Below are 20383 nucleotides of genomic sequence, written 5' to 3' on the forward strand. Positions count from 1 at the left end.
AGCGGGAGAAACATCCGCTGAATGAAGTTTCACTTTATCATAACACAGCTATTCCTGTAATATCCACTACTTCCTATATGATTTTCACCATTAGCATGATAAAATATACAAGATTCTATAACTGAAGCCGTTAAAAGGAGGCTGATTATGCGAATTCCTCCGTTTAATCCACACTTTGCGGTTGTCATTGGTGTCGTCGCTGTTTCAACATCGGCAATACTGGTTAAACTTGCAGATGAGGCACCAGCAGCTATTATTGCAAATTACCGCCTGCTGCTTGCTGTCATGATTATGGCACCATATGTTTTGTTAAAAAACCGGCATGAATTTCAGCTTATTCAAAAAAAGGATTGGATTTTGTCTGCATTAGCCGGGCTTTTCCTTGCATTCCATTTTATTGTCTGGTTCGAATCGCTGAATTATACATCTGTGGCAAGCTCGGTTGTGCTTGTAACATTACAGCCAATATTTGCTTTTTTGGGAACCTATCTTTTTTTCCAGGAACGATTTTCATACGGCGCCATCATCAGCATGGTCATCGCTCTGCTGGGCAGTGTCATTATCAGCTGGGGAGACTTCCAGATCAGCGGTTTAGCTCTGTTTGGAGACATGCTTGCATTGCTGGGTGCTATTCTGGTAACAGCCTATTTTCTGATGGGACAGCAGGTCAGAAAACGCCTGTCACTGATGACCTATACATTTGTCGTTTATGGCATCAGTTCGCTAACACTCGTTTTGTATAATCTGATTGGGGGCAATGCCTTTTTCGGATACCCTGCTGATCACTGGCTCGTTTTCCTTGCACTGGCAATTTTCCCTACGTTCTTTGGCCACACGTTATTTAACTGGGCCTTAAAGTGGCTCAGCACAGCAACGATCTCAATGGGCACTGTGTTTGAACCAGTTGGAGCATCCATCCTGGCATATTTCATATTGGGTGAGACGATTACATGGTCACAATGGCTCGGCGGAACAATCGTGCTCTTCGGATTATTTTTGTTCATCATGAGCACGGCAAAAAAACGTAAAGTAACGATATCAGAACGGAATTGAGTGCAGACAAAAATACCTTGGCAGCACTGCTGTTTGGTGTGTCTGCAACCTGACGTTTTCGAAATCTGGTCGTTCTTGCTTTACCATTCTTCGTTTTCGTTTAGCATATCAACCAGCATCAAAAAATGTTATACTTAAAAATAATATGAAACTGAATTGGGTGAAATGATGCATATACAATTAATGACCGATGGCGGGGCAGACATCCCGAAGCGTCTGAGCAATGCACTGGATATCAAGGTAGTTCCACTGTATTTGCATTTCCGGGACCAAGAATACAAGGCTGGCGTAACGATCGACCTTGAAACCTTTTATCAAGAAATGGCTCAATCAGATGATTTACCGCGATCCTCAGCGCCAAGTCCTAACGACTTTTATGAGGCATATAAGCAAGTTGACCCAAATACACCGATTATCATGCTCAGCCTGTCGAAAGGCTTGAGTTCCACCTATGAAAATGCTGTGGTTGGCAAAAATATGCTGCTTGAAGAAGAGCCCGGCAGACAAATTGAAGTCATCAATTCTAAAACGGCATCATGTGGCCTGGCATTATTATTGCACGAAGCTAAAACAAAAATAAACGAGAACGATACGTACGAACAGCTTGTTGAACACTTACATGAACGTATCGAACAAACCAGTACATTGTTCGTCCTGAAAACACTGGAAAATCTCATTCTTGGTGGAAGGCTTGACCGTGTGAAAGGGACCATTGCCAAAACATTGAACATTAAACCGCTTATGCGGGCAAGTGATGAAGGAACCATTGAAGTAACCGAGAAAGTGCGCGGAGATAAAAAATCCATCAGGCGATTCGTCGAACAAATCGGTGAATATACGAAAGACTTCGAGGATAAAGTGCTTTCAATGTCCCATTGCAATTCGGAAGGCCGCGCAAAGAAAGTCCTTGAGGAAATCAGAAACAAATACCCATTCAAAGATGCCTATTTAACCGAGATGGGACCTCTGATTGCTACCTATGCAGGTGAAGGTGGTTTGGTCATTTCATTTTTCAAAAACTAAATAGAGAAGAATGCTTACCTGACAGCATTCTTCTCTTTACCGCCCATCAAAAATTCATATACCATCCTGTTCAGCGTCGTGTTGTCATCACCCAGACAGATCAGATGCTTGGATCGTTCGAAAAATACAACCTCTTTCTGCTCTGATGTGATCTCCTTGTCAAGATAATATCCCGTTTTATAGGGCACCATCATATCCTGCTGCCCATGGGCTATCAGTACAGGTGATGTTACCTTGTTTAAGTATTGTCTAGTGAACCTGACCAACTTAAGGAATTCGATATTTGCTTTAAATGGAACCGTTCCCCACTTTCGCTTATAATGCAAGTATAAATTGTTTTGCTTGAGCTTGCCTTTCAATCCATCGGTCACAACACCTTTGAAGTCCCTTGTCAATTGCCGGAATGATAAATATTTTCCGGATGGTGCCAATAATACTAACTTGTTGACATTATGCTTTGATGCCAGATAAGCTGCAATCATCCCGCCCATGGAAAATCCGATCAAATATATGGTGTCTGTCTTTTCCTTTAATTGTTTTAAGGAATTTTCTGCTGCAGACAGCCAATTCTTATGTGAAACATTTTCCAGTGCAAGTTTACTGCCATGTCCAGGCAATGTTGGAACGTCCACATACCAATCTGTATGTTCCCTCAAATAATCTGCCAATGGCCCGACTTCATACGGACTTCCGGTATATCCATGAATGATTAAACATCCAGTCATGCCCATTCTCCTTGTTATTCGATATATCTTCTTTTTCCCTTATCTTCGTCTATTCATTCGCAGGTAAAGAATCCATCATAGCAAATAACATTTACTAATCATCTGAATTGTTTCATGAAATCTCCGACTTGTTTGACCATCGGCGAAATCTGCTGTACCGTATTCGCTACCTGCCCGGCCGTTGACAGCATTTTATCGAGGTCAAGTTCTCCATTATGATCTTGAAAATAATACAGCAAATGATTTGGTAATGGCGGATGAGAGGATATTGCACCAGGCTGAGGATAGCCTTCCCAGTTCATTGGTTGTTTCGGCTTTGAATACACTTCAAACGGTGTCGGAAATTGGGACGGGTAATGGGGATTTGCTGAACTGGATGGATAAGGATAAAAATCGGCTGGATTGCTGCTGTACATTGGCGGGTAAGGATAGGGTCTTCTTACCATCACACACACCTCGGCTTTATTGGTTTTACGTTACAGTACAGTATGCAGAACATCCAAAAATGTGAAAAACGGCTCCTCCTTAGACTTATAAGCTTACCTTTTGTTAAAAGAATTATACGATTGATAATGCTCCGACATGCCTAAATTTTGTTTGATTTTATTGAATTGAGAACCTAATACGACTTTATTATTAACGAATGTTGCAGGTGTACCGAATATTCCCTCTTTCTGAAGTTGATCCAGATATTTCTGATTTTCCGTTACGTTTCTGCACTCATAGTGAATATCGGATTGGTCCAGCTGATCAAGCAGCTGCTCACACTGCAGACTATTCTCACTGATGTATACAATGATATCCCGGCCGTTCATTTTAAGTTCCCCCTTAATACTTGGACAATATTTTACAGACTTTTATATACCCGAAATATAACAATTTAAACACGAATATTACATATCCATTACATCTAGTGAAATGGCGTTGTCACAGGACGTGGCGAACTAAATCTGCCTGGCGGTTAATCCGGTTGTCTACCTTTTACCAGACTCATTTCCATAATCCGCTTCTGCAGCGCGTGAAGACTATACTTTCCAGCCAAAAAAGGAAAAGAAACAAACCCTCTATACAGAAAGGTTTGCTTCTTTAAAAGCGTGTATTCATAGAGCAGAGGCTCCCCCGCCTCTACTCTTATCAAAGGTCAGTTCACCATTTACTGCTATGATTTATATCACATGTCGGCATATTGTTTAATTGTTTGTATATGGTTCAATAAGATATTGCCCATATTCTTCCATCCATATCGACCTGCATTGTCTTCATCGGCAGCTGCCGTCACCGCTAATTCTTGAACATAGGTGAGTTTTGTCAGCTGCTGGGTTTTTTAAGGTTCGTTTATTGACAATAATTCCAGAGATAATGCCAGGACAGTTATTAGAATACCGGCTTTTCGTTAATCGTCGTCGTTGTCATCTTCTTCATGATCAATTTCCATGACAAGGATCTCACCGGTATAAGCGTCAATTTCGATGTCTGCTTCCTTGTTATTGGATTTCATTTCAAATTCATAATATAAACGACCGTCATCTTCATCCAAATCCAGTTCAACTATAGTACCGGAAAACTCATTCTGTGCAATTTCTTCTGCCTCTGCGGTACTAATGACAGCCGTATCGCTATCTTCCTGATTACCATCACTGTTTCCTTTGTGATTTATTTCCACCCGGGCAGTGTTGTCCTGATTGCCATTATTGTTGTTGCCATCATCAACATCATCAGTATCATCACGGGTTTTTTTATCGCTGTTTTGTTTCGTGTTATTTGTACTGTCATCGTCATTGCCGGAATTTCCCGCATTACTTTTAGAACTGTTCTGTCCGTTGTTGTCTTTAGCAGCAAATGTCTTATCTAGTTCCAAAACTTCACCTGTATTGCCATCCAGTTTTATTTCATAGTCTGTTCCATTATCCTGTATTTCTGCTTCATAAACTGCTTGGTTTCCTTTTTCATCCAATTCCAGCTCAGTTATCTTCCCGGGATATTGAGCTGTAATTAAATCCCTGATTTCCTGCTCCGCCAGCTTAGGTGATGCTTCAGACGCACTTGACTGAAACATACCTAGTCCCAAGGCAGAAATACCAAGTATCACAACTAACACAAATCCAATTCTTTTCTTCATTCAACATGCCTCCTCGGTTTATTTCTGACTATATGATATCCACTGCAAATGAAAAGACACTGTGCAGCACATTAGAAATTCATGAGAAAAACATTAATTTTGCTGAGAAACCGGGAGCTTCAGCGTAAATGTGGACCCTTCACCGAATGCACTTGAAACGGTTAGTGTGCCATCATGTGATTCCGTTATAGCTTTGGCAATGGATAAACCAAGTCCGGTCCCGCCTGTTTCCCTGCTTCTTGATTTATCAATCCGGTAAAAACGGTCGAAAATCTTTTCCTGCTCCCTATCAGGAATTCCCTGCCCATTGTCCTGTACATGTATTTCAACACGATGATCACTTCGCCGGACGGACAATTTTACTGAATCCTGACTATATTTGACAGCATTATCCATCAAAATATAGACAACCTGCTGCAGCTGGTCATAACTGCCATTAACATAAATCGTTTCCGTCGTTGAATTGAACAAAATCTCCCTGTCATAGGCACCTTTAAACGTTTCTCCTGTTGACCGGCACAGTTCAACAATATCGAATGGCTCAAACACTTCTTCATCTTTATTTTTGGCCAGCAGCAGCATTTGCTCCACAAGCTTCTGCATCCGGTCTGCCTGTGATTCAATTGTTTCTGCTGATTCCTGTATGAGTTCCGGTTTTTCTGCTCCGCGGCGCTTTATCAGCTGGGAATAACTTTTGACAATCGATATCGGTGTTTTCAGTTCATGGGAAGCGTCAGAAACGAACATCTCCTGCTTCTCGAAATTATCCCTCAAATAATCAATCATTCGGTTAAAGGTTATTTTCATTTCATATAGTTCATCTTTTGATTGATCAGCCGCGCTGATTTTCTTCCAGTTACCATAGGTGGTGTTTTCTTTCATGGCTGCGGTCAGCTCCTGGATGGGTCTTGTAATAAACCGGGATAAAAAAACACCTCCCACAACGGTTGGAATCAGCATAATCAAGGATGCAACAACCAGAACATAAAACAATGTCTCCATTGTTGATATATGGCCCGTCAAACGTTTATAAACTTGCAATGTAACAACATCACCATTTTCCCAGATGATCGGTTTGGCAACGGTTGCAAAGTCAGCTTGATCAGTCATCGAGATAACAGAACTTGTTTCCGACGTTACATAGTTCGCCGGAAGACCGGTATAATCTGCTTTCATTACCTGGACAATATAGGAACCATTTTCGTCAAGGACCCGAATCATGCCTTCTGTCGGTAAAAAGGCATGAAGCATTTCGTTTTTTGAAATATCCGGGTTGGCATTCAGTGTTTCAATTATTTCATTCGTTTGTGCGTTTAAGTCCTCGAGTTCCCTGTCCAGAGATATCGTATGAAACAAATAATAAATGGACGCATTAACCAGCAAAATCAATACGAGCATGAATAAACTGGAAAACAGACGGATTTTTACAGAAAGTTTCATTGAACATGGTCCTTTATCGTATAACCGACACCACGGACGGTCTGAATATAATGCTGATCAAATGGTTTATCGATTTTCTGGCGCAAATAACGGATATACACATCAACCACATTGGTATCCCCGAAATAATCAAAACCCCAAACATGTTCGATCAGCTGATCCCTGGTAAGCACGACATTTTTATTTTTCAGCAGATAAACTAGCAAATCAAATTCCCTTGGCGTAAGCTCGATTGGCTGTGACCCACGCCGAACCTCCCGGGCGTCAACATCAACGACCAAAGCTCCGATCCCCAACTCTTCATGTTGAGCGTTCTTACGCGGCTGTCTCAGATGTACCCTGATCCGAGCCAACAGCTCCTCGATTTGGAATGGCTTCGTTATATAGTCATTGGCACCTTGATCCAGTCCGTTCACCTTGTCATAGACTTCATCCCTGGCCGTCAGCAAGATAATCGGTGTCATCTCATCAAACCTCCTCATCCGGCGCAGCACTTCAAGCCCGCTAAGTTCCGGCAGCATAATATCAAGCAACACAAGGTCCCACTCCTGGTCTGTCAGCAATTCCAAAGCTGTTTTCCCATTATCGGCAACTGTCGTATGATAATTCTCATAATCCAGTTCAAGCTGCAGTACTCTGCTCAGTTTCTGCTCATCCTCGACAATCAATATGTTCGGTTTTTCCATTAAAATCACTCGCTTCAATAACCTTTTTAGCTACTATATCAAATATTGCTGTAAAAGTGGATGGCTTTAAGCATGTAAACCGGATATGATCACATGTGGAATCAAAAAATTGTGAACTTTATCATTCCCATCTTTGACCTCTGCCAAATCACCATTATACAAGTGTAAATGCTTTTCCTGTCAGCGATTTGACAGTATGATGGCGGTAGAAGTCAATTAGGGGGAGGGGATTATATGCTTGCGATTGATCATATTGTCATCGCCGCAAAAAATCCGGAAAAGGCGGCAAACGAATTTGGAAAGGAATATGGCTTAACCATTACAGAAGGGGGGCAGCACGCCAACTGGGGGACATACAATTATCTCGCCTATTTTCACAACGACTGTTATATCGAGTGGATTGGTATTTTTGACGAAACAACCGCAGCCAGGTCAGATAATCCGTTAATTCATTTACTTTTCCGCGAGCTTGCAGAAGGTCATGAAGGCCCGATCCAGTATGCTTTGCGGACAAACCGAATGGATGATTATACCAATAACCTGAAGACACTCAATATTCCGTTCACCGGCCCCATTTCCGGCAACCGAAAGCGACCTGATGGAAGTCTGCTGGAATGGCGGATGCTTTTTCCGAAAGCTGAAGCAGAAGTGCTGCCATTTTTGATTGAATGGGGAGAAGAAAAAAATACACCACAAGACAGCAGCCTCATCAATGATAGAGACATTCACACACTATCGGCATCTATAACGAACCCAGAAAATTTTTCATCTATCTATCAATTGGATTTCAATAGTCAGACTGCTCAGCTGGAAAATGCGGACTTGAAGCTTTCCGATGAATTACGTTTTTCAATTGAATCGAATGTGTAAGGGTTATTGAAATTAAAATACGCCCGTTCGCATAACAACTGCACCAAGTTTCCCAGCGAGCCATAATCATACGTCAGCAGTAAAAATTCGTGCGACCTGACATCTTTTAAAACCGATATACTGCAGCTTCAAAACCCGGCATGTGCCCTCAAAACAAGGCAGATGCCGGCTTTTTATCATTGACATCCAAAAGGATATTTGAATATAATACAATCAAATACTGTTTTGAATGAGGTGTGACCCATGCCAAATGACATTTGTGAAGTCACCTGTATCAACGAAGATAAGGTCAATCACGTTAAACAGAAACTGAATAACCAGCCGATTGATAAAGTCATAAGCTTATACAAACTTCTGGCTGACCGGAACAGACTGCAGATAGCGTATGCGTTGTTAATTGAAAAAGAGTTATGTGTCTGTGACATTGCCAATATTATCGGAGCGACAACCGCCACAACATCCCATCATTTACGAAAACTGTATAAAGCCGGTATTGCGGCATTCCGTAAAGAGGGAAAGCTGGCCTACTATTCATTGTCTGACGATCATATGAAACAAGTGATTACGCAAGGTTTCCTTCATGGAAAGGAGGAGAGTACTGATGTCATCTGAACATTACACATACCGGCTTAACGGGATATCGTGTGCCAATTGCGCACAGACGTTTGAAAACAATGTGAAAGAAATTGATGGCGTTGAAGATGCGAACGTCCACTTTGCTGCCTCGAAAATTGATGTATTCGGTAAAGCATCGATTAACGATATTGAAAAAGCCGGCTCATTCGAGAATATTAAAGTCATCCAAGAACATACCGAACTTGAGAAAGAGCCATTCTGGGTTCGTTATGACAACGTTCTATTAGCAGCACTATTGCTTGTATTTGGCTTTATATCCAACTATACATTCGGAAATGCACATTATTTGCCAAAAGTTCTTTATGGGCTCTCAGCACTGATTGGCGGTCTGACCCTATTTAAAGCTGGGTTCATCAACCTGGCAAAATTCCGTTTCGATATGAAAACGCTCATGACCATTGCGGTTGTCGGTGCCACCGTGATCGGTGAATGGCGGGAAGCAGCTATTGTCGTTATATTATTTGCCATCAGCGAGGCGCTGGAATCGTATTCAATGGACAAAGCACGTTTGTCCATTCGCTCATTAATGAACATATCACCTAACATCGCACGAGTCAGACGAAACGGCAATGAGCAGACAATAGCAGTTGAAGATGTTGTTGTTGGTGACGTAATGCTTGTCAAACCGGGTGAGCGGATCGCAATGGATGGAACTGTCATCGACGGATCCTCTTCCATCAACCAAGCACCGATTACTGGAGAATCAATTCCAGCTGAAAAAACTACCGATGATGATGTTTTTGCCGGTACGATCAACCAGGACGGTTTTCTCGAAATTGTAGTAACCAAAAAAGTGGAAGATACCACCATTGCAAAAATCATCCATATGGTGGAAGAAGCACAGGATGAGCGTGCACCTGCACAGCAATTCATCGATCGGTTTGCCGCTTATTACACACCGGCCATTATCGTCATTGCCCTATTAGTCGCAATCGTCCCATCCCTTTTTGGCGGTGCTTGGGGTACATGGGTCTATCAAGGGCTCGCTGTACTCGTAGTCGGCTGCCCTTGCGCACTCGTTGTATCGACACCGGTTGCGATCGTCACAGCAATAGGCAATGCCGCCCGTAGTGGTGTCCTGATCAAAGGCGGCATTCACCTTGAGCAAATTGGCACCATCCAAAAAATCGCCTTTGATAAAACAGGGACACTGACAAAAGGAACACCCAAGGTCACCGACATACACTTTTTCACGGAAGAACGAAACAAAGCACTCAGCTACTTGAAAGCATTGGAAGCCAAATCAAACCACCCGCTGGCAAAAGCGATCATGGACTATCTGAACCATGAACAATCGGACATTACAGCAGCAGACATACAATCCTTCACAACGATTCATGGTAAAGGTATTCGTGGGGAAATCGACGGTGAGTACGTATATGCGGGTTCAGCGGATATCTTTAAGGACGACGTACCAGACAGTCAAATGAAGTATTACCAGGAAGCAGGAAAAACGGTCATGTTATGCGGTACAGACGATGAATACCTGCTGGCTGTTGCATTGCGCGATGAACCACGTACTGAAAGCAGAGATGTCATCAAAAAATTGCATGACCTTGGTATTCAGAAAACGTTCATGCTGACGGGCGATCATGAACAGACAGCAAAGGCATTAAAAGATGACTTAGCGTTGACTGACGTTAAAGCTAACTTATTACCTGAAGATAAATTGCAATTCATCAAAGCGCAGGAAAACGATAGCATCGCCATGATTGGTGACGGCATCAATGACACCCCTGCCCTTGCAGCATCCAAAGTTGGTATCGCCATGGGTTCTGCCGGGACAGACAGCGCACTGGAAACAGCCGATGTTGCCCTGATGGGAGATGATTTGAATAAACTGCCGTACACCGTGAAGCTGAGCCGCAAAGCACTGGGAATTATCAAACAAAACATTAGCTTGGCAATCAGTATTAAAGTACTCGCACTACTGCTCGTCATTCCCGGGTGGCTGACATTATGGATCGCGATATTCGCTGACATGGGTGCTACACTGCTTGTGACGTTTAACGCATTGCGACTTTTGAAAACAAACTAGAAAAATGAACATGTGATCATGAAAAATCACGCACACCATTGACATGTCCTTTTTGGTGTGCGTTTTACAATTCGCTGATAAAAAGAACTAAACAATCACCCCCGATAATGAGAGTGATTTGTTGATCATTATACCAGCTGCTGATGCAAAAATTCACTGACCGATTCAGGTGTTTTCGTGTCGGCGCTGTGCTGATGGGCGAGTTTTTCTCCATCTTTAAAAATCAAAATGCTCGGAATCCCCATTACTTCATATTTCTGGGCGATGCCTTTTACTTCATCACTGTTAATTTCGTACCAATCAAAGTTATTGAATTCATCCATGACATCCCCGATGAACATATCCATACGTTTGCAATCAGGGCACCAGTCCGCAAAAAATTTCACAATAACCGGCTTGTCCGACTGGATAATTTCATTAAATTGTTCTTCTGTATCAATATGCTTCATTGTGGAACCCCCTTTATTTATTACTGACTCCATTGTAACTTTTTTGCCCGAGTGTGTCTTTTCGTTTGTTCACGTTTCATATTCAACTTTTCCGAGCATATAAGCAGCTGCCAATCCCAGTGCAAACGCGACAATACTGAATAACACGTGTGAGGGATCTGTCGGCCAGCCTGGGAATACGACAAAAATAGAGCCAATTACCATACCGATAATGACGGCAAACGTCCCTGTGTAGTAATTTTTTAAAAAGAAATGAATGATTTTACTCATAACCACGAGGCCAATCACAATCCCCGCTCCTGTTACGATTATGATATCAAGCTGAAAATTGCTTATACCGCTGAAGACAGTTGTGTACACACCGATAATCAAAAGCATAAACGAACCACTGATACCAGGGAGTATCATCGCACTGCTGGCAATAAATCCGGAAAAAAACAGCAGGATGTATGTTGACATGGTTACATTTTCAATGGCGGTACCTTCATTGGTCTGTAAAAATACCATCGATCCAACGATAACGGCACCTACTACAAGCAGCAGAACATGCTTTATTTCAAATGTATTTTTGGCATCTGCCTTACGAGACAAATAAGGCAGCACACCTATTATCAGCCCTAAAAAGAAAAATTGTGTCGGTCCAGGATAATGCCCAAAAAGCCATTCAATCACATGACTCAATAAAAATACAGCCAGAACAATCCCAATCCCGAGCGGAATCAAAAAGCCTAATTGTTTTTTCCAATTTTTGCTTAAAAAGCCATTGACAGCAGCAATCAGCTGGTCATAGATTCCCAGCAGAACCGCAATGGTCCCCCCGCTCACACCAGGAATAACATCGCTCGCTCCCATCAACATGCCCCGATAAATATTTTTCCATTCCATGGTTATCAATCACTCTCCCTTATCAAGCGCTCTGTTAAAATCATAAAATAATGATACCAAATTATGTTTGCAAATCACATTAAAATTGTATATACTTCTATTAAATCTACTTTGCTATGCAAGGTAGTTATTTTTTGAACACTATCTTGCAATACAAGGCAGGTTACAGTATGTCATTAAAAAGTCAATTATTAAAGGGTATTCTTGAAGGTTGCATTTTATCCATTATAAGCCGGGAGCCGACATATGGCTACGAACTTTCCGTAAAGCTGCAGGAATTCGGCCTCGACGATGTCAGCGAAGGATCCATCTATCCGATTTTATTGCGACTGCAAAAGGAAGCGTTAATCCAGGGTGACATGAAAAAGTCCGAATTCGGTCCTAAACGAAAATACTATGACCTGACGAATGAAGGGCAAGAGGCACTGAAGGAATTCATCCACCATTGGCAGGCAATTAAACAGCCGGTTAATACAATTATCGAAAAAGGGGGCAAAAGAGAGTGAACACAAAGGATCTCATTCAGCTTAACAATGAAAAACGCAATCAGTTGACCGAGGAAAACAACAAGTACTATGGCGATATGCTTGTGTATATCCGGACGAATTTCAACAAATCCGAGCGTTATACCGAGGAAGTACTGCTGGAATTATTGGAGCATCTGCTGCAGGCACAAGCAGCGGGCAGAAGTGCCAAAGAAGTGTTTGGGGACGACCCAAAGACATACTGCGATGACATTGTGGGGGAAATTCCATCAGAGAATAAGTCTAATCGTATCACATTTGCTTTATATATCGTACTGAATCTTATAGGCACTGTTGGATTAACGGTCGGCTTTGTGGGATTTATCCTCCATTCATTATTTGAGCTCGGAAACGGGAATATGGCATTCCCTGTTGGGTCTGGCATGCTGATCATTTTTATCGACCTCTTACTGCTAGCACTATTTATTTTTATGATCTTTAAATGGATCAAAGGCTCAACCTTCAACGAGAAACGGCCGAAAAAGTGGATCGAATTTCTGTGGTTATGGGCACTAAGTACATTGTTCATCGGACTGACGATGCTAGTACTACGGATCATGCCTGATATCGGAACTGATTTCCATGTGTCATTTCCAGCCATTATTTTAATCGCCGGCATCGTTTATTTGATTTCATTCATCATGAACAAAAAAATGCGAATCATTAATTAAATAAGTCCACCTCAGCCTACTGTGAGGTGGTCCTAGCTCTAAGAGGTACCAGGTTTATATCCGTTCAATAATGGTTGCGTTAGCCATTCCCATCCCTTCACAAATCGCCAGCAAGCCATATTTGGTTTCTGAGCGTTTTAATTCATTGACCAGCGCAATCAGCAGTTTAGTACCAGTTGCGCCCAGTGGATGACCGAGTGCAATAGCACCTCCGTTCACATTCAACTTTTCAGACGTTGCATTTGTTTCGCTCAGCCAAGCTAACGGTATCGGTGCAAATGCTTCATTTACCTCATATCGGGCAATTTGATCGATTGTCAGGCCGGCTTTTTTCAGAACCTTTCTTGTCGCATCAATTGGCCCTGTCAGCATAAGTGTTGGATCAGAGCCGACTACCGTACGTGCTATGATTTTCGCTTTCGGCTGCAATCCCAACTTCTGAGCTTTTTCCAATGACATCAGTAAAACTGCACTCGCTCCATCACTCATCTGGCTGGCATTTCCGGCCGTTATGCTACCATCTTCCTGAAAGACCGGCTCGAGTTTTGCCAGAGCTCCCGGTGTCGTATCAGCGCGTGGTCCCTCGTCCGTTTTAACTGTCCAGGCGTCACCATTTTGATCCGAAACTTCCACCGGTACGATTTCCTGTTCAAAATACCCCTTTTCTATGGCTGTTAATGCCCACTGATGGCTCTGATATGAAAACGCATCCAATTCTTTGCGCGTAAAAACCCATTTATCCGCAATTTTCTCCGCGGAAATTCCTTGGTTGACAATATCATATTGTGATGTCAGTTTTTCACTCGGCTTTGTTCCCTGCATATTCGAAAACATCGGTGCTCGGCTCATGCTCTCAACGCCCCCAGCGATTACAATATCCATATCCCCTGATGCAATCGCCTGTGACCCAAAATGCACTGCCTGCTGACTGGATCCGCATTGCCGGTCAACCGTGACGCCCGGCACATGGAGCGGGAATCCGCCAATCAACGCCGCTGTCCGGGCAATATTGCCGCCTTGTTCATTCGCCTGCGTAACACAACCCAAAATAACATCTTCAACCATTTCCTTTTCCACAGTTGTACGCCTGACTAATTCATTCAATACAACAGCCGCCAGTTCATCTGCCCGGTATTCCGCGAATACTCCTTTTCTCCGGCCGACCGCTGTTCTACAGCCATCCACAATCACAACTTCCCGCATTTCAGACACACCCCATTTTGTTTAGTGCTGACCCCATTATATGTCATTTTTCCAAAAATAAAAATGCTGACTTTGTATTAATCTGGTAGCCAAATGGTTTTAGTGGACACTTGAATGGTATCTGTTTCGGCCTGGATACGGTCATGATAAAGGACTATGCAGGGAATCCAACTTCAGTTGTTCAAAAGTGAACGTTTACGACTTTCCACATCGGGAACAGCATAGCAGACTCTATTAATAGAAAGGAAGTTTCCGATGAGAAAAATACAGTATCAGCCAACAAAAGACAAACAGATGACAGATGCCCAGGAAGTACATTTTGCAAAAGCCTTTAAACAGGCGGATATTGCTGGCGGATATCGAGGATCAAGCGTAAGAGAAGCTGAACGGGCTATCAGAACTGAATAATAGACTCAACTCAACCCCCGTTCAAGAAATTACACGGGGGTTAAACAATACGAATGACTCCCTCTTCTCATGCACCATTTACGAAAGTCTTTCTTCCATCATTTTTACGTGCGTGACCGCTTTTCCAGATTATCACAAAAATCAACTCAACCATCCAAAAAATCACCTTTCGTAAAATGTATACTTTTAACCACACTAACATAGCAAATGATAACACCTTTTATCGATATTATTTTATCGAAAAACAACAAATAAATATTGCTAAATATAAAATGTTTGTGGTAGCATGGTAGTTGGCTTGCACAGTCGCATGCATGTGGACTCTTTTATACTACCTTACAAGGAGATTGACCAATGACATCCAATTTCATATTCAGAATTTCATCAATGCTCAGTTTAATTTTATTCTATCTTGTTCTTCTCATAGGATTATTTACATTAATAGCAAATGGTTCATATATCTGGTGGCCTCACAGTGCCTTCACAAACTCTTTGGGAGAATTTGAACCATTATATGGCTATATGACACTTAACTTTTCCCAGCAGCCGGATCTTTACACGGATAAATCTTTTATGGTGTTATCATTTATTTCCAATCTTATCTTGTTTCTGTTTATGCTCTCGTTTTTGTGGCTCCTGTACAGATTTTTAAAAAACATCTATACAGACGGTCTTTTTATGTATGAAAACGTCTCAATTCTTTTCAGGATGGGAATCGCTTTTGCTGTACTGGGATCTGCTGCCACTTATATGGATGGCCTGTTACTTTCAAAGGCGATGACTGCTTTGGAGATTTCTAATGCGTCTATTGGTTTTTCAAATATCGCCTATGCTGATTTCATCATTGCCGGGATAGTGATTATGTTAATCGCTTCAGCCCTTAAAACCGCTGCCAATGCGGTTGAGGAAAATGAGAAAACGATATGAAAAACAAGGGGAACTCAAATGATTAGAATAAAACTTGATGTCATGATGGCTGAACGTAAAATGTCGCTTAATAAACTCTCTGAATTGGTTGATATTACACCTGCCAATCTGTCCATTCTAAAAAATGAGAAAGGTAAGGCGGTCCGCTTCACAACACTTGATGCATTGTGTAAAGCATTGAATTGCCAGCCCGGGGATTTAATGGAATATGTAGATGAGGAAGAGGATAGTGAATAGGAAGCATTTTTAAAGGAAGCATTTTTGATTTTAACGCAATTATAATCGAACAACGGACCACACCTAATATATCGAAGTTTGATAACATTCAAGCAACTATATACTGGTGAAACTTTTCAGTCGTTATTCCGTAATGATTGACAGATACATGAAATGGGGGATTTATCATGCCAGAAACGGCCATGGAATTAATCAACGTAAAAAAGACAATGAGCAATAAAGAAATCATTAAGGGATTATCATTCTCCATCCATAAGGGAGAAGTATTCGGGTTTATCGGTCCCAATGGTGCCGGCAAGACGACAACTATACGAATGATGGTCGGACTGATGGGACTGTCAGGCGGTGATGTGCGGATATTAGGCAGCAGCATCAAGTCAGATTACAAAGAGGCGGTCCGGGAAGTTGGAGCAATTGTCGAAAACCCTGAAATGTACCCGTTCATGACCGGTCATCAAAACTTAATGCATTATGCCCGGATGATACCTGACGTTACAAAAGATCGCATTCAGGAAGTCATCAAGCTCGTAGGGATGGAAAAACCGATCAACGAAAAAGCGGGAAAGTATTCATTAGGAATGCGTCAGCGGCTGGGGATTGCCCAGGCGTTACTGCACAAGCCTTCTGTCCTTATCCTGGACGAGCCTACGAACGGACTGGACCCCGCAGGCATTCGGGAAATCCGTCAATACATAAGAAAATTGGCCAAGGAAGAGAATGTAGCAGTTATCATTTCCAGTCACTTACTGTCTGAAGTTGAGCAAATGTGTGACCGCATCGGCCTCATTAAAAACGGCGAAATGATCGCCATACAAGATGTCAATGCAGCAGCCGAACAGACAACCGGTGTCGAGATACAGCTGGAAGTGGCACCACTGAAACAGGCAGCTGAAATCTTAAAAAGCGATTTTGACATCCATCCAGTTACAGCCGATCATACATTAAACATTAAGGCTGAGCGGGAAACAATACCAACTATCATTCAAACATTTGCAAGTCATGATATTCAGATATATCAAGTAATGATCACGAAATCAACACTGGAGGATAAATTTTTTGATTTGATTGGGGAGAATACGATTGAGTAATTTTTTACAGTTATTGATGAATGAACAGATTAAATTATACTTGCGCAAATCAACCTGGATCATGTATATTCTTATATCCGTTCTTGTCGTAGGGCTGGCTTTTCTTTCTAACTACGGTGCTGAACAAATGGAAACTTACCAGGATGAAAACTGGCGGCAGACACTTCAGGACGAAAATGCGGAATTGCAAAAAGAAATGGAACAGGACGACATGACGCAGGGATGGAATACGCAGCAGATTGAAGAAAATAATTACTACCTCGATCATGACATTCAGCCACGCAGTTATGATGCATGGCAATTTGTCATGGAAAATAAATTCCTGCTTTCATTGGTCAGTCTTCTTACGATCATTGTTGCAGCAGGGATTATTGCCAATGAATTCAAATGGGGAACGATTAAGTTATTATTGATTCGGCCGATAACACGTACTAAAATTTTGGCTTCCAAATACGTTTCGGTACTATTGTTTGCATTGTTCACGCTTTTATATGTACTGATCTTTTCATGGTTTGTCGGTGCGCTATTTTTCGGTATAAATGGTATGGATCCTCATATCGTTTTGAGTCAGGATGAAGGCTTTGTATATGTATCTGTTATACAGCAAATTATTGAAGGCTATGGATTGCAGCTGATTACCCTTGTCATGATGGCAACATTCGCATTCATGATATCGGCCATTTTCCGGCAAAGCTCGCTGGCTATCGGAATCGCTATTTTTCTGATGCTGTCAGGTAATGCCATTGTATCCTTTTTTGCCGAATACAGCTGGGCAAAATATATCTTATTTGCCAATACAAATATGGACCAGTACGTCAACGGATCTCCAATGTTTGAAGGTATGAGTTTAGGATTTTCCTTAACGGTGTTAGCTGTTTACTATGTAATTTTCCTTGCCATATCATGGGTGTTTTTCACGAAAAGAGATGTAGCAGGACACTGAATAATTTCACCGGCATACAATTGAAACATATATTATACTTGTATAAAACCGTATACCTAAATATTCGGGATGTGAAATCATGAAACGTTATTTAACTGGCATTTTTATTAGTATTAGTGGCATCGTGTTGGTTATTGGACTGGGAGTGGATCTTTATTGGAGCGGAATCGCCTCATGGGGGATAGCTGTTATTTGTTTAATTTTTGCCGCGTATTTCACAAAATATATACCAAATGATAAAGACGACAAAAGGCAGTAAAGAAGAGCGGGATGCAGCATCATGCACCCCGCTCTTCTTCAGCCTTCTTCCTTAAAACGGATAATTCGCTGCTCGATTTCATCACGAACACGCTGAAACACGTTCCATCTTTCTGTTTCGGTACCTTCAGCTTTTGCCGGGTCATCAAAACCCCAATGCTCTTTTCTTACGTCTGGTGGCGTCATTGGACAATTATCCCGCGCGTCGCCGCATAATGTCACGACCAGATCGGCATTATGGAGGACTTCGAGGTCAATTGTGCTTGACTCCTGGTCTGAAATATCAACTCCGGCTTCTCCCATCGCTTTAACAGCAAACGGGTTTAAGCCATGTGCTTCGATTCCGGCACTCCTTACATCCCATTTGTCACTGAGATGTTTTTTCCCGAACCCTTCTGCCATCTGACTACGGCAGGAATTACCTGTACAAAGAAAATACAACATCGGTTTTACGGACATATCGCATACTCCTTTTCAACATAATTTTGGTCGTAGCCCGCTATAACAGCAACAGTGTCAAATACAGTCCGGCCAGTGTGATAAATAGCGTGGGAACGGTCAGGACAATGCCTACTTTGAAGTAATATCCCCATGAGATGTTGACCCCCTTTGTTTTCAAGACATGCAGCCATAACAATGTAGCCAATGAGCCGATTGGTGTGATTTTTGGCCCCAGGTCACTGCCGATCACGTTGGCATAGATCAATCCCTCTTTTAATACACCTGTTGCATTTGTATCTGCAATCGCCAGTGCATCGATCATTACAGTCGGCATATTATTCATGATCGACGACAGAACAGCGGCAATGAAACCCATCGCCATTGTTGCAGCGAACAGCCCCTGATCAGCTGCCGCATTCAGCACACTTGCCAGCAGATCTGTCAGCCCGACATTACGCAGCCCGTATACGACTACATACATACCGAGTGAGAAAAAGACGATATCCCACGGTGCGCCTTTAACAACTTTTCCTGTTTCCACTGCTTTACTCTGACGTCCCAGCAGCAGAAAGATCATCGCAATTGTTCCGGCGATCATCGAAACCGGAATTCCAAAAAATTCGCTTGAAAAATAGGCAATGAGCAGAATACCCAGAACCACCCATGACATTCGAAACATTTTTTCATCTTTAATCGCATCGCGAGGGGACTTTAAATCTTTGAGGTCATAACTTCCAGGTATATCTTTCCTGAAAAAGATATACAGTACCAGAATACTGGCAATCAATGAAAATATATTCGGGATAATCATGCGTGTTGCGTATTCCAAAAAGCCGATGCCAAAGAAATCTGCTGAAACAATATTCACCAAGTTACTGACGACAAACGGCAATGATGTTGTATCAGCGATAAACCCGCTTGCCATGATGAACGGCAATATGAATGTATCCCGGAAATTGAGGGCACGTACCATTGCCAGTACGATTGGTGTTAAAATTAATGCCGCCCCGTCATTAGCAAATAATGCCGTCACAACTGCTCCTAAAATGGAAATATAAATGAACATTTTCACACCGTTGCCGCCTGCAATCCGTGCCATGTGCAATGCTGCCCATTCGAAAAAGCCTATCTCATCCAGCACCAGCGAAATCATGATAATGGCGACAAAGGCAAGCGTGGCATTCCACACAATATCGGTCACGGCAATAATATCATCAAACGTGACAACACCGGCAAGCAGTGCAATCAAGGCAGCAAAACAGGCGGTATATCCGATCCCCAGGTTTTTAGGCTGCCAAATAATCAGAATGAGTGTTGTTATAAAAATTATAATGGCCAGGATCGTCTGTAAATCCAATGCTGTTCCCCCCCTCTATGCTGCTTTAACATTGATTCAAATTTTTGGCAGTATTCATTTTCCCGACCAAACGTTCCTCAATAGGGATTCGATCAAGTATATCTTCAACCAGCGGATATAAAGCTGTTTCACGGTTCAAGCTATAATAAATCCACTGTCCGCGCCGATCCTCCGCTACTATTTTCGCATCACGCAATTTGCGGAGATGCTGACTGATCGATGGCTGCGACATGTTCAATACATCAACCATTTCACAAACACAGCACTGCCTTTGATGCAGCATAAGAGCAATGTATAAACGCGTACGATCACCAAGCAATTTCAGAACTGGAACAGCCTCTTCCACAGATAAATCAGTTTTCTCCATAAGATCCCTCACTCAATTATATAATCAATTAATTA

General features: G+C 42.2%; 25 protein-coding genes. 13 read left to right on the forward strand and 12 right to left on the reverse strand.

From position 1 onward, the window contains the following. Positions 1-147 precede the first annotated feature (147 nt). Both BM195_RS08160 and BM195_RS08165 read left to right on the forward strand, forming a co-directional pair. Positions 148-1053, forward strand: a complete 906-nt coding sequence (locus BM195_RS08160) for a DMT family transporter (protein WP_090236375.1) — start codon at positions 148-150, stop codon at positions 1051-1053. A gap of 168 nt (positions 1054-1221) precedes the next feature. Beyond that, positions 1222-2076 carry a DegV family protein gene (locus tag BM195_RS08165; protein WP_090236376.1) on the forward strand — a complete coding sequence of 285 codons (855 nt, stop codon included), beginning with the start codon at positions 1222-1224 and terminating at the stop codon, positions 2074-2076. 14 nt (positions 2077-2090) lie between these two features. On the opposite strand, the gene BM195_RS08170 is transcribed toward BM195_RS08165, so the two are convergent. The 6 genes from BM195_RS08170 to BM195_RS08195 all read right to left on the reverse strand — a co-directional run bounded on the left by BM195_RS08170 (position 2091) and on the right by BM195_RS08195 (position 7046). Beyond that, positions 2091-2801, reverse strand: a complete 711-nt coding sequence (locus BM195_RS08170; protein WP_090236378.1) for an alpha/beta hydrolase — start codon at positions 2799-2801, stop codon at positions 2091-2093. Between the two features lie 98 nt (positions 2802-2899). Beyond that, a complete protein-coding gene (locus BM195_RS08175; protein ID WP_090236381.1) occupies positions 2900-3247 on the reverse strand; it encodes a YppG family protein in 348 nt (115 codons plus the stop codon). 93 nt (positions 3248-3340) lie between these two features. Further along, positions 3341-3616 carry a glutaredoxin family protein gene (locus BM195_RS08180; RefSeq protein WP_090236385.1) on the reverse strand — a complete coding sequence of 92 codons (276 nt, stop codon included), beginning with the start codon at positions 3614-3616 and terminating at the stop codon, positions 3341-3343. 578 nt (positions 3617-4194) lie between these two features. Then, positions 4195-4920, reverse strand: coding sequence for a PepSY domain-containing protein (locus BM195_RS08185; RefSeq protein WP_090236388.1), 726 nt, complete (start codon positions 4918-4920; stop codon positions 4195-4197). A gap of 93 nt (positions 4921-5013) precedes the next feature. Then, a complete protein-coding gene (locus tag BM195_RS08190) occupies positions 5014-6360 on the reverse strand; it encodes a HAMP domain-containing sensor histidine kinase (protein WP_090236393.1) in 1347 nt (448 codons plus the stop codon). Next, the gene (locus tag BM195_RS08195) at positions 6357-7046 is read right to left on the reverse strand and encodes a response regulator transcription factor (RefSeq protein WP_090236397.1); all 690 of its coding nucleotides are present in this window, start codon (positions 7044-7046) and stop codon (positions 6357-6359) included. Before BM195_RS08195 ends, BM195_RS08190 begins: the two co-directional genes overlap by 4 nt. Before the next feature lie 234 nt (positions 7047-7280). Here BM195_RS08195 and BM195_RS08200 point away from each other — a divergent pair, with 234 nt between their 5' ends. The 3 genes from BM195_RS08200 (at position 7281) to BM195_RS08210 (ending at position 10590) form a co-directional block, all read left to right on the forward strand. Next, entirely contained in the window at positions 7281-7916 is a 636-nt protein-coding gene (locus tag BM195_RS08200; RefSeq protein WP_090236400.1) for a VOC family protein, read from the forward strand. A 243-nt stretch (positions 7917-8159) separates the two neighbouring features. Beyond that, positions 8160-8528: an ArsR/SmtB family transcription factor gene (locus BM195_RS08205; protein ID WP_090236403.1), complete on the forward strand. Its 369-nt coding sequence runs from the start codon at positions 8160-8162 to the stop codon at positions 8526-8528. Then, entirely contained in the window at positions 8518-10590 is a 2073-nt protein-coding gene (locus BM195_RS08210; RefSeq protein ID WP_090236406.1) for a heavy metal translocating P-type ATPase, read from the forward strand. Before BM195_RS08205 ends, BM195_RS08210 begins: the two co-directional genes overlap by 11 nt. A 128-nt stretch (positions 10591-10718) precedes the next feature. Here BM195_RS08210 and BM195_RS08215 read toward each other — a convergent pair whose 3' ends face one another. Together BM195_RS08215 and BM195_RS08220 are read right to left on the reverse strand one after the other, a co-directional pair. Further along, positions 10719-11039, reverse strand: a complete 321-nt coding sequence (locus tag BM195_RS08215; RefSeq protein ID WP_090236409.1) for a thioredoxin family protein — start codon at positions 11037-11039, stop codon at positions 10719-10721. A 69-nt stretch (positions 11040-11108) separates the two neighbouring features. After that, the gene (locus BM195_RS08220; protein WP_090236412.1) at positions 11109-11924 is read right to left on the reverse strand and encodes a DUF368 domain-containing protein; all 816 of its coding nucleotides are present in this window, start codon (positions 11922-11924) and stop codon (positions 11109-11111) included. A gap of 170 nt (positions 11925-12094) precedes the next feature. Between BM195_RS08220 and BM195_RS08225 the strand changes: the two genes are divergently transcribed. Together BM195_RS08225 and BM195_RS08230 are read left to right on the forward strand one after the other, a co-directional pair. Then, positions 12095-12430 (forward strand): PadR family transcriptional regulator, encoded by a 336-nt coding sequence (locus tag BM195_RS08225; protein WP_090236416.1) that lies wholly within the window; start codon positions 12095-12097, stop codon positions 12428-12430. Continuing rightward, positions 12427-13119 carry a DUF1129 family protein gene (locus tag BM195_RS08230; RefSeq protein WP_090236420.1) on the forward strand — a complete coding sequence of 231 codons (693 nt, stop codon included), beginning with the start codon at positions 12427-12429 and terminating at the stop codon, positions 13117-13119. The genes BM195_RS08225 and BM195_RS08230 overlap by 4 nt, the downstream gene beginning before the upstream one ends. Positions 13120-13173: 54 nt before the next feature. Here BM195_RS08230 and BM195_RS08235 read toward each other — a convergent pair whose 3' ends face one another. Next, positions 13174-14322 (reverse strand): thiolase family protein, encoded by a 1149-nt coding sequence (locus BM195_RS08235; protein WP_090236423.1) that lies wholly within the window; start codon positions 14320-14322, stop codon positions 13174-13176. Positions 14323-14577: 255 nt separating this feature from the next. Between BM195_RS08235 and BM195_RS08240 the strand changes: the two genes are divergently transcribed. The 6 genes from BM195_RS08240 (at position 14578) to BM195_RS08265 (ending at position 18184) form a co-directional block, all read left to right on the forward strand. After that, positions 14578-14730 carry a YfhE family protein gene (locus BM195_RS08240; protein WP_090236428.1) on the forward strand — a complete coding sequence of 51 codons (153 nt, stop codon included), beginning with the start codon at positions 14578-14580 and terminating at the stop codon, positions 14728-14730. Positions 14731-15084: 354 nt separating this feature from the next. Further along, the gene (locus BM195_RS08245) at positions 15085-15657 is read left to right on the forward strand and encodes a DUF2975 domain-containing protein (RefSeq protein WP_090236430.1); all 573 of its coding nucleotides are present in this window, start codon (positions 15085-15087) and stop codon (positions 15655-15657) included. A gap of 18 nt (positions 15658-15675) precedes the next feature. Further along, entirely contained in the window at positions 15676-15894 is a 219-nt protein-coding gene (locus BM195_RS08250) for a helix-turn-helix domain-containing protein (protein WP_090236433.1), read from the forward strand. A 167-nt stretch (positions 15895-16061) separates the two neighbouring features. Then, positions 16062-16982 carry an ABC transporter ATP-binding protein gene (locus tag BM195_RS08255; RefSeq protein WP_090236435.1) on the forward strand — a complete coding sequence of 307 codons (921 nt, stop codon included), beginning with the start codon at positions 16062-16064 and terminating at the stop codon, positions 16980-16982. Continuing rightward, on the forward strand, positions 16975-17925 hold the full coding sequence (locus BM195_RS08260; protein WP_090236437.1) for an ABC transporter permease: 951 nt from the start codon (positions 16975-16977) through the stop codon (positions 17923-17925). Before BM195_RS08255 ends, BM195_RS08260 begins: the two co-directional genes overlap by 8 nt. Positions 17926-18004: 79 nt before the next feature. Then, positions 18005-18184, forward strand: a complete 180-nt coding sequence (locus BM195_RS08265; protein WP_090236440.1) for a hypothetical protein — start codon at positions 18005-18007, stop codon at positions 18182-18184. A 38-nt stretch (positions 18185-18222) separates the two neighbouring features. On the opposite strand, the gene arsC is transcribed toward BM195_RS08265, so the two are convergent. From arsC to BM195_RS08280, 3 genes are read right to left on the reverse strand one after another with little or no spacing between them, the layout of a single operon-like run. After that, positions 18223-18642, reverse strand: coding sequence for an arsenate reductase (thioredoxin) (gene arsC, locus BM195_RS08270; protein WP_090236444.1), 420 nt, complete (start codon positions 18640-18642; stop codon positions 18223-18225). Positions 18643-18682: 40 nt separating this feature from the next. Further along, positions 18683-19981 carry an arsenic transporter gene (locus tag BM195_RS08275; RefSeq protein WP_090236447.1) on the reverse strand — a complete coding sequence of 433 codons (1299 nt, stop codon included), beginning with the start codon at positions 19979-19981 and terminating at the stop codon, positions 18683-18685. Between the two features lie 25 nt (positions 19982-20006). Continuing rightward, positions 20007-20348, reverse strand: a complete 342-nt coding sequence (locus tag BM195_RS08280) for an ArsR/SmtB family transcription factor (protein WP_090236451.1) — start codon at positions 20346-20348, stop codon at positions 20007-20009. Between the last annotated feature and the right edge of the window lie 35 nt (positions 20349-20383).

The sequence above is a fragment of the Lentibacillus halodurans genome (genome assembly GCF_900112045.1).
Taxonomy (GTDB): Bacteria; Bacillota; Bacilli; order Bacillales; family Amphibacillaceae; genus Lentibacillus; species Lentibacillus halodurans.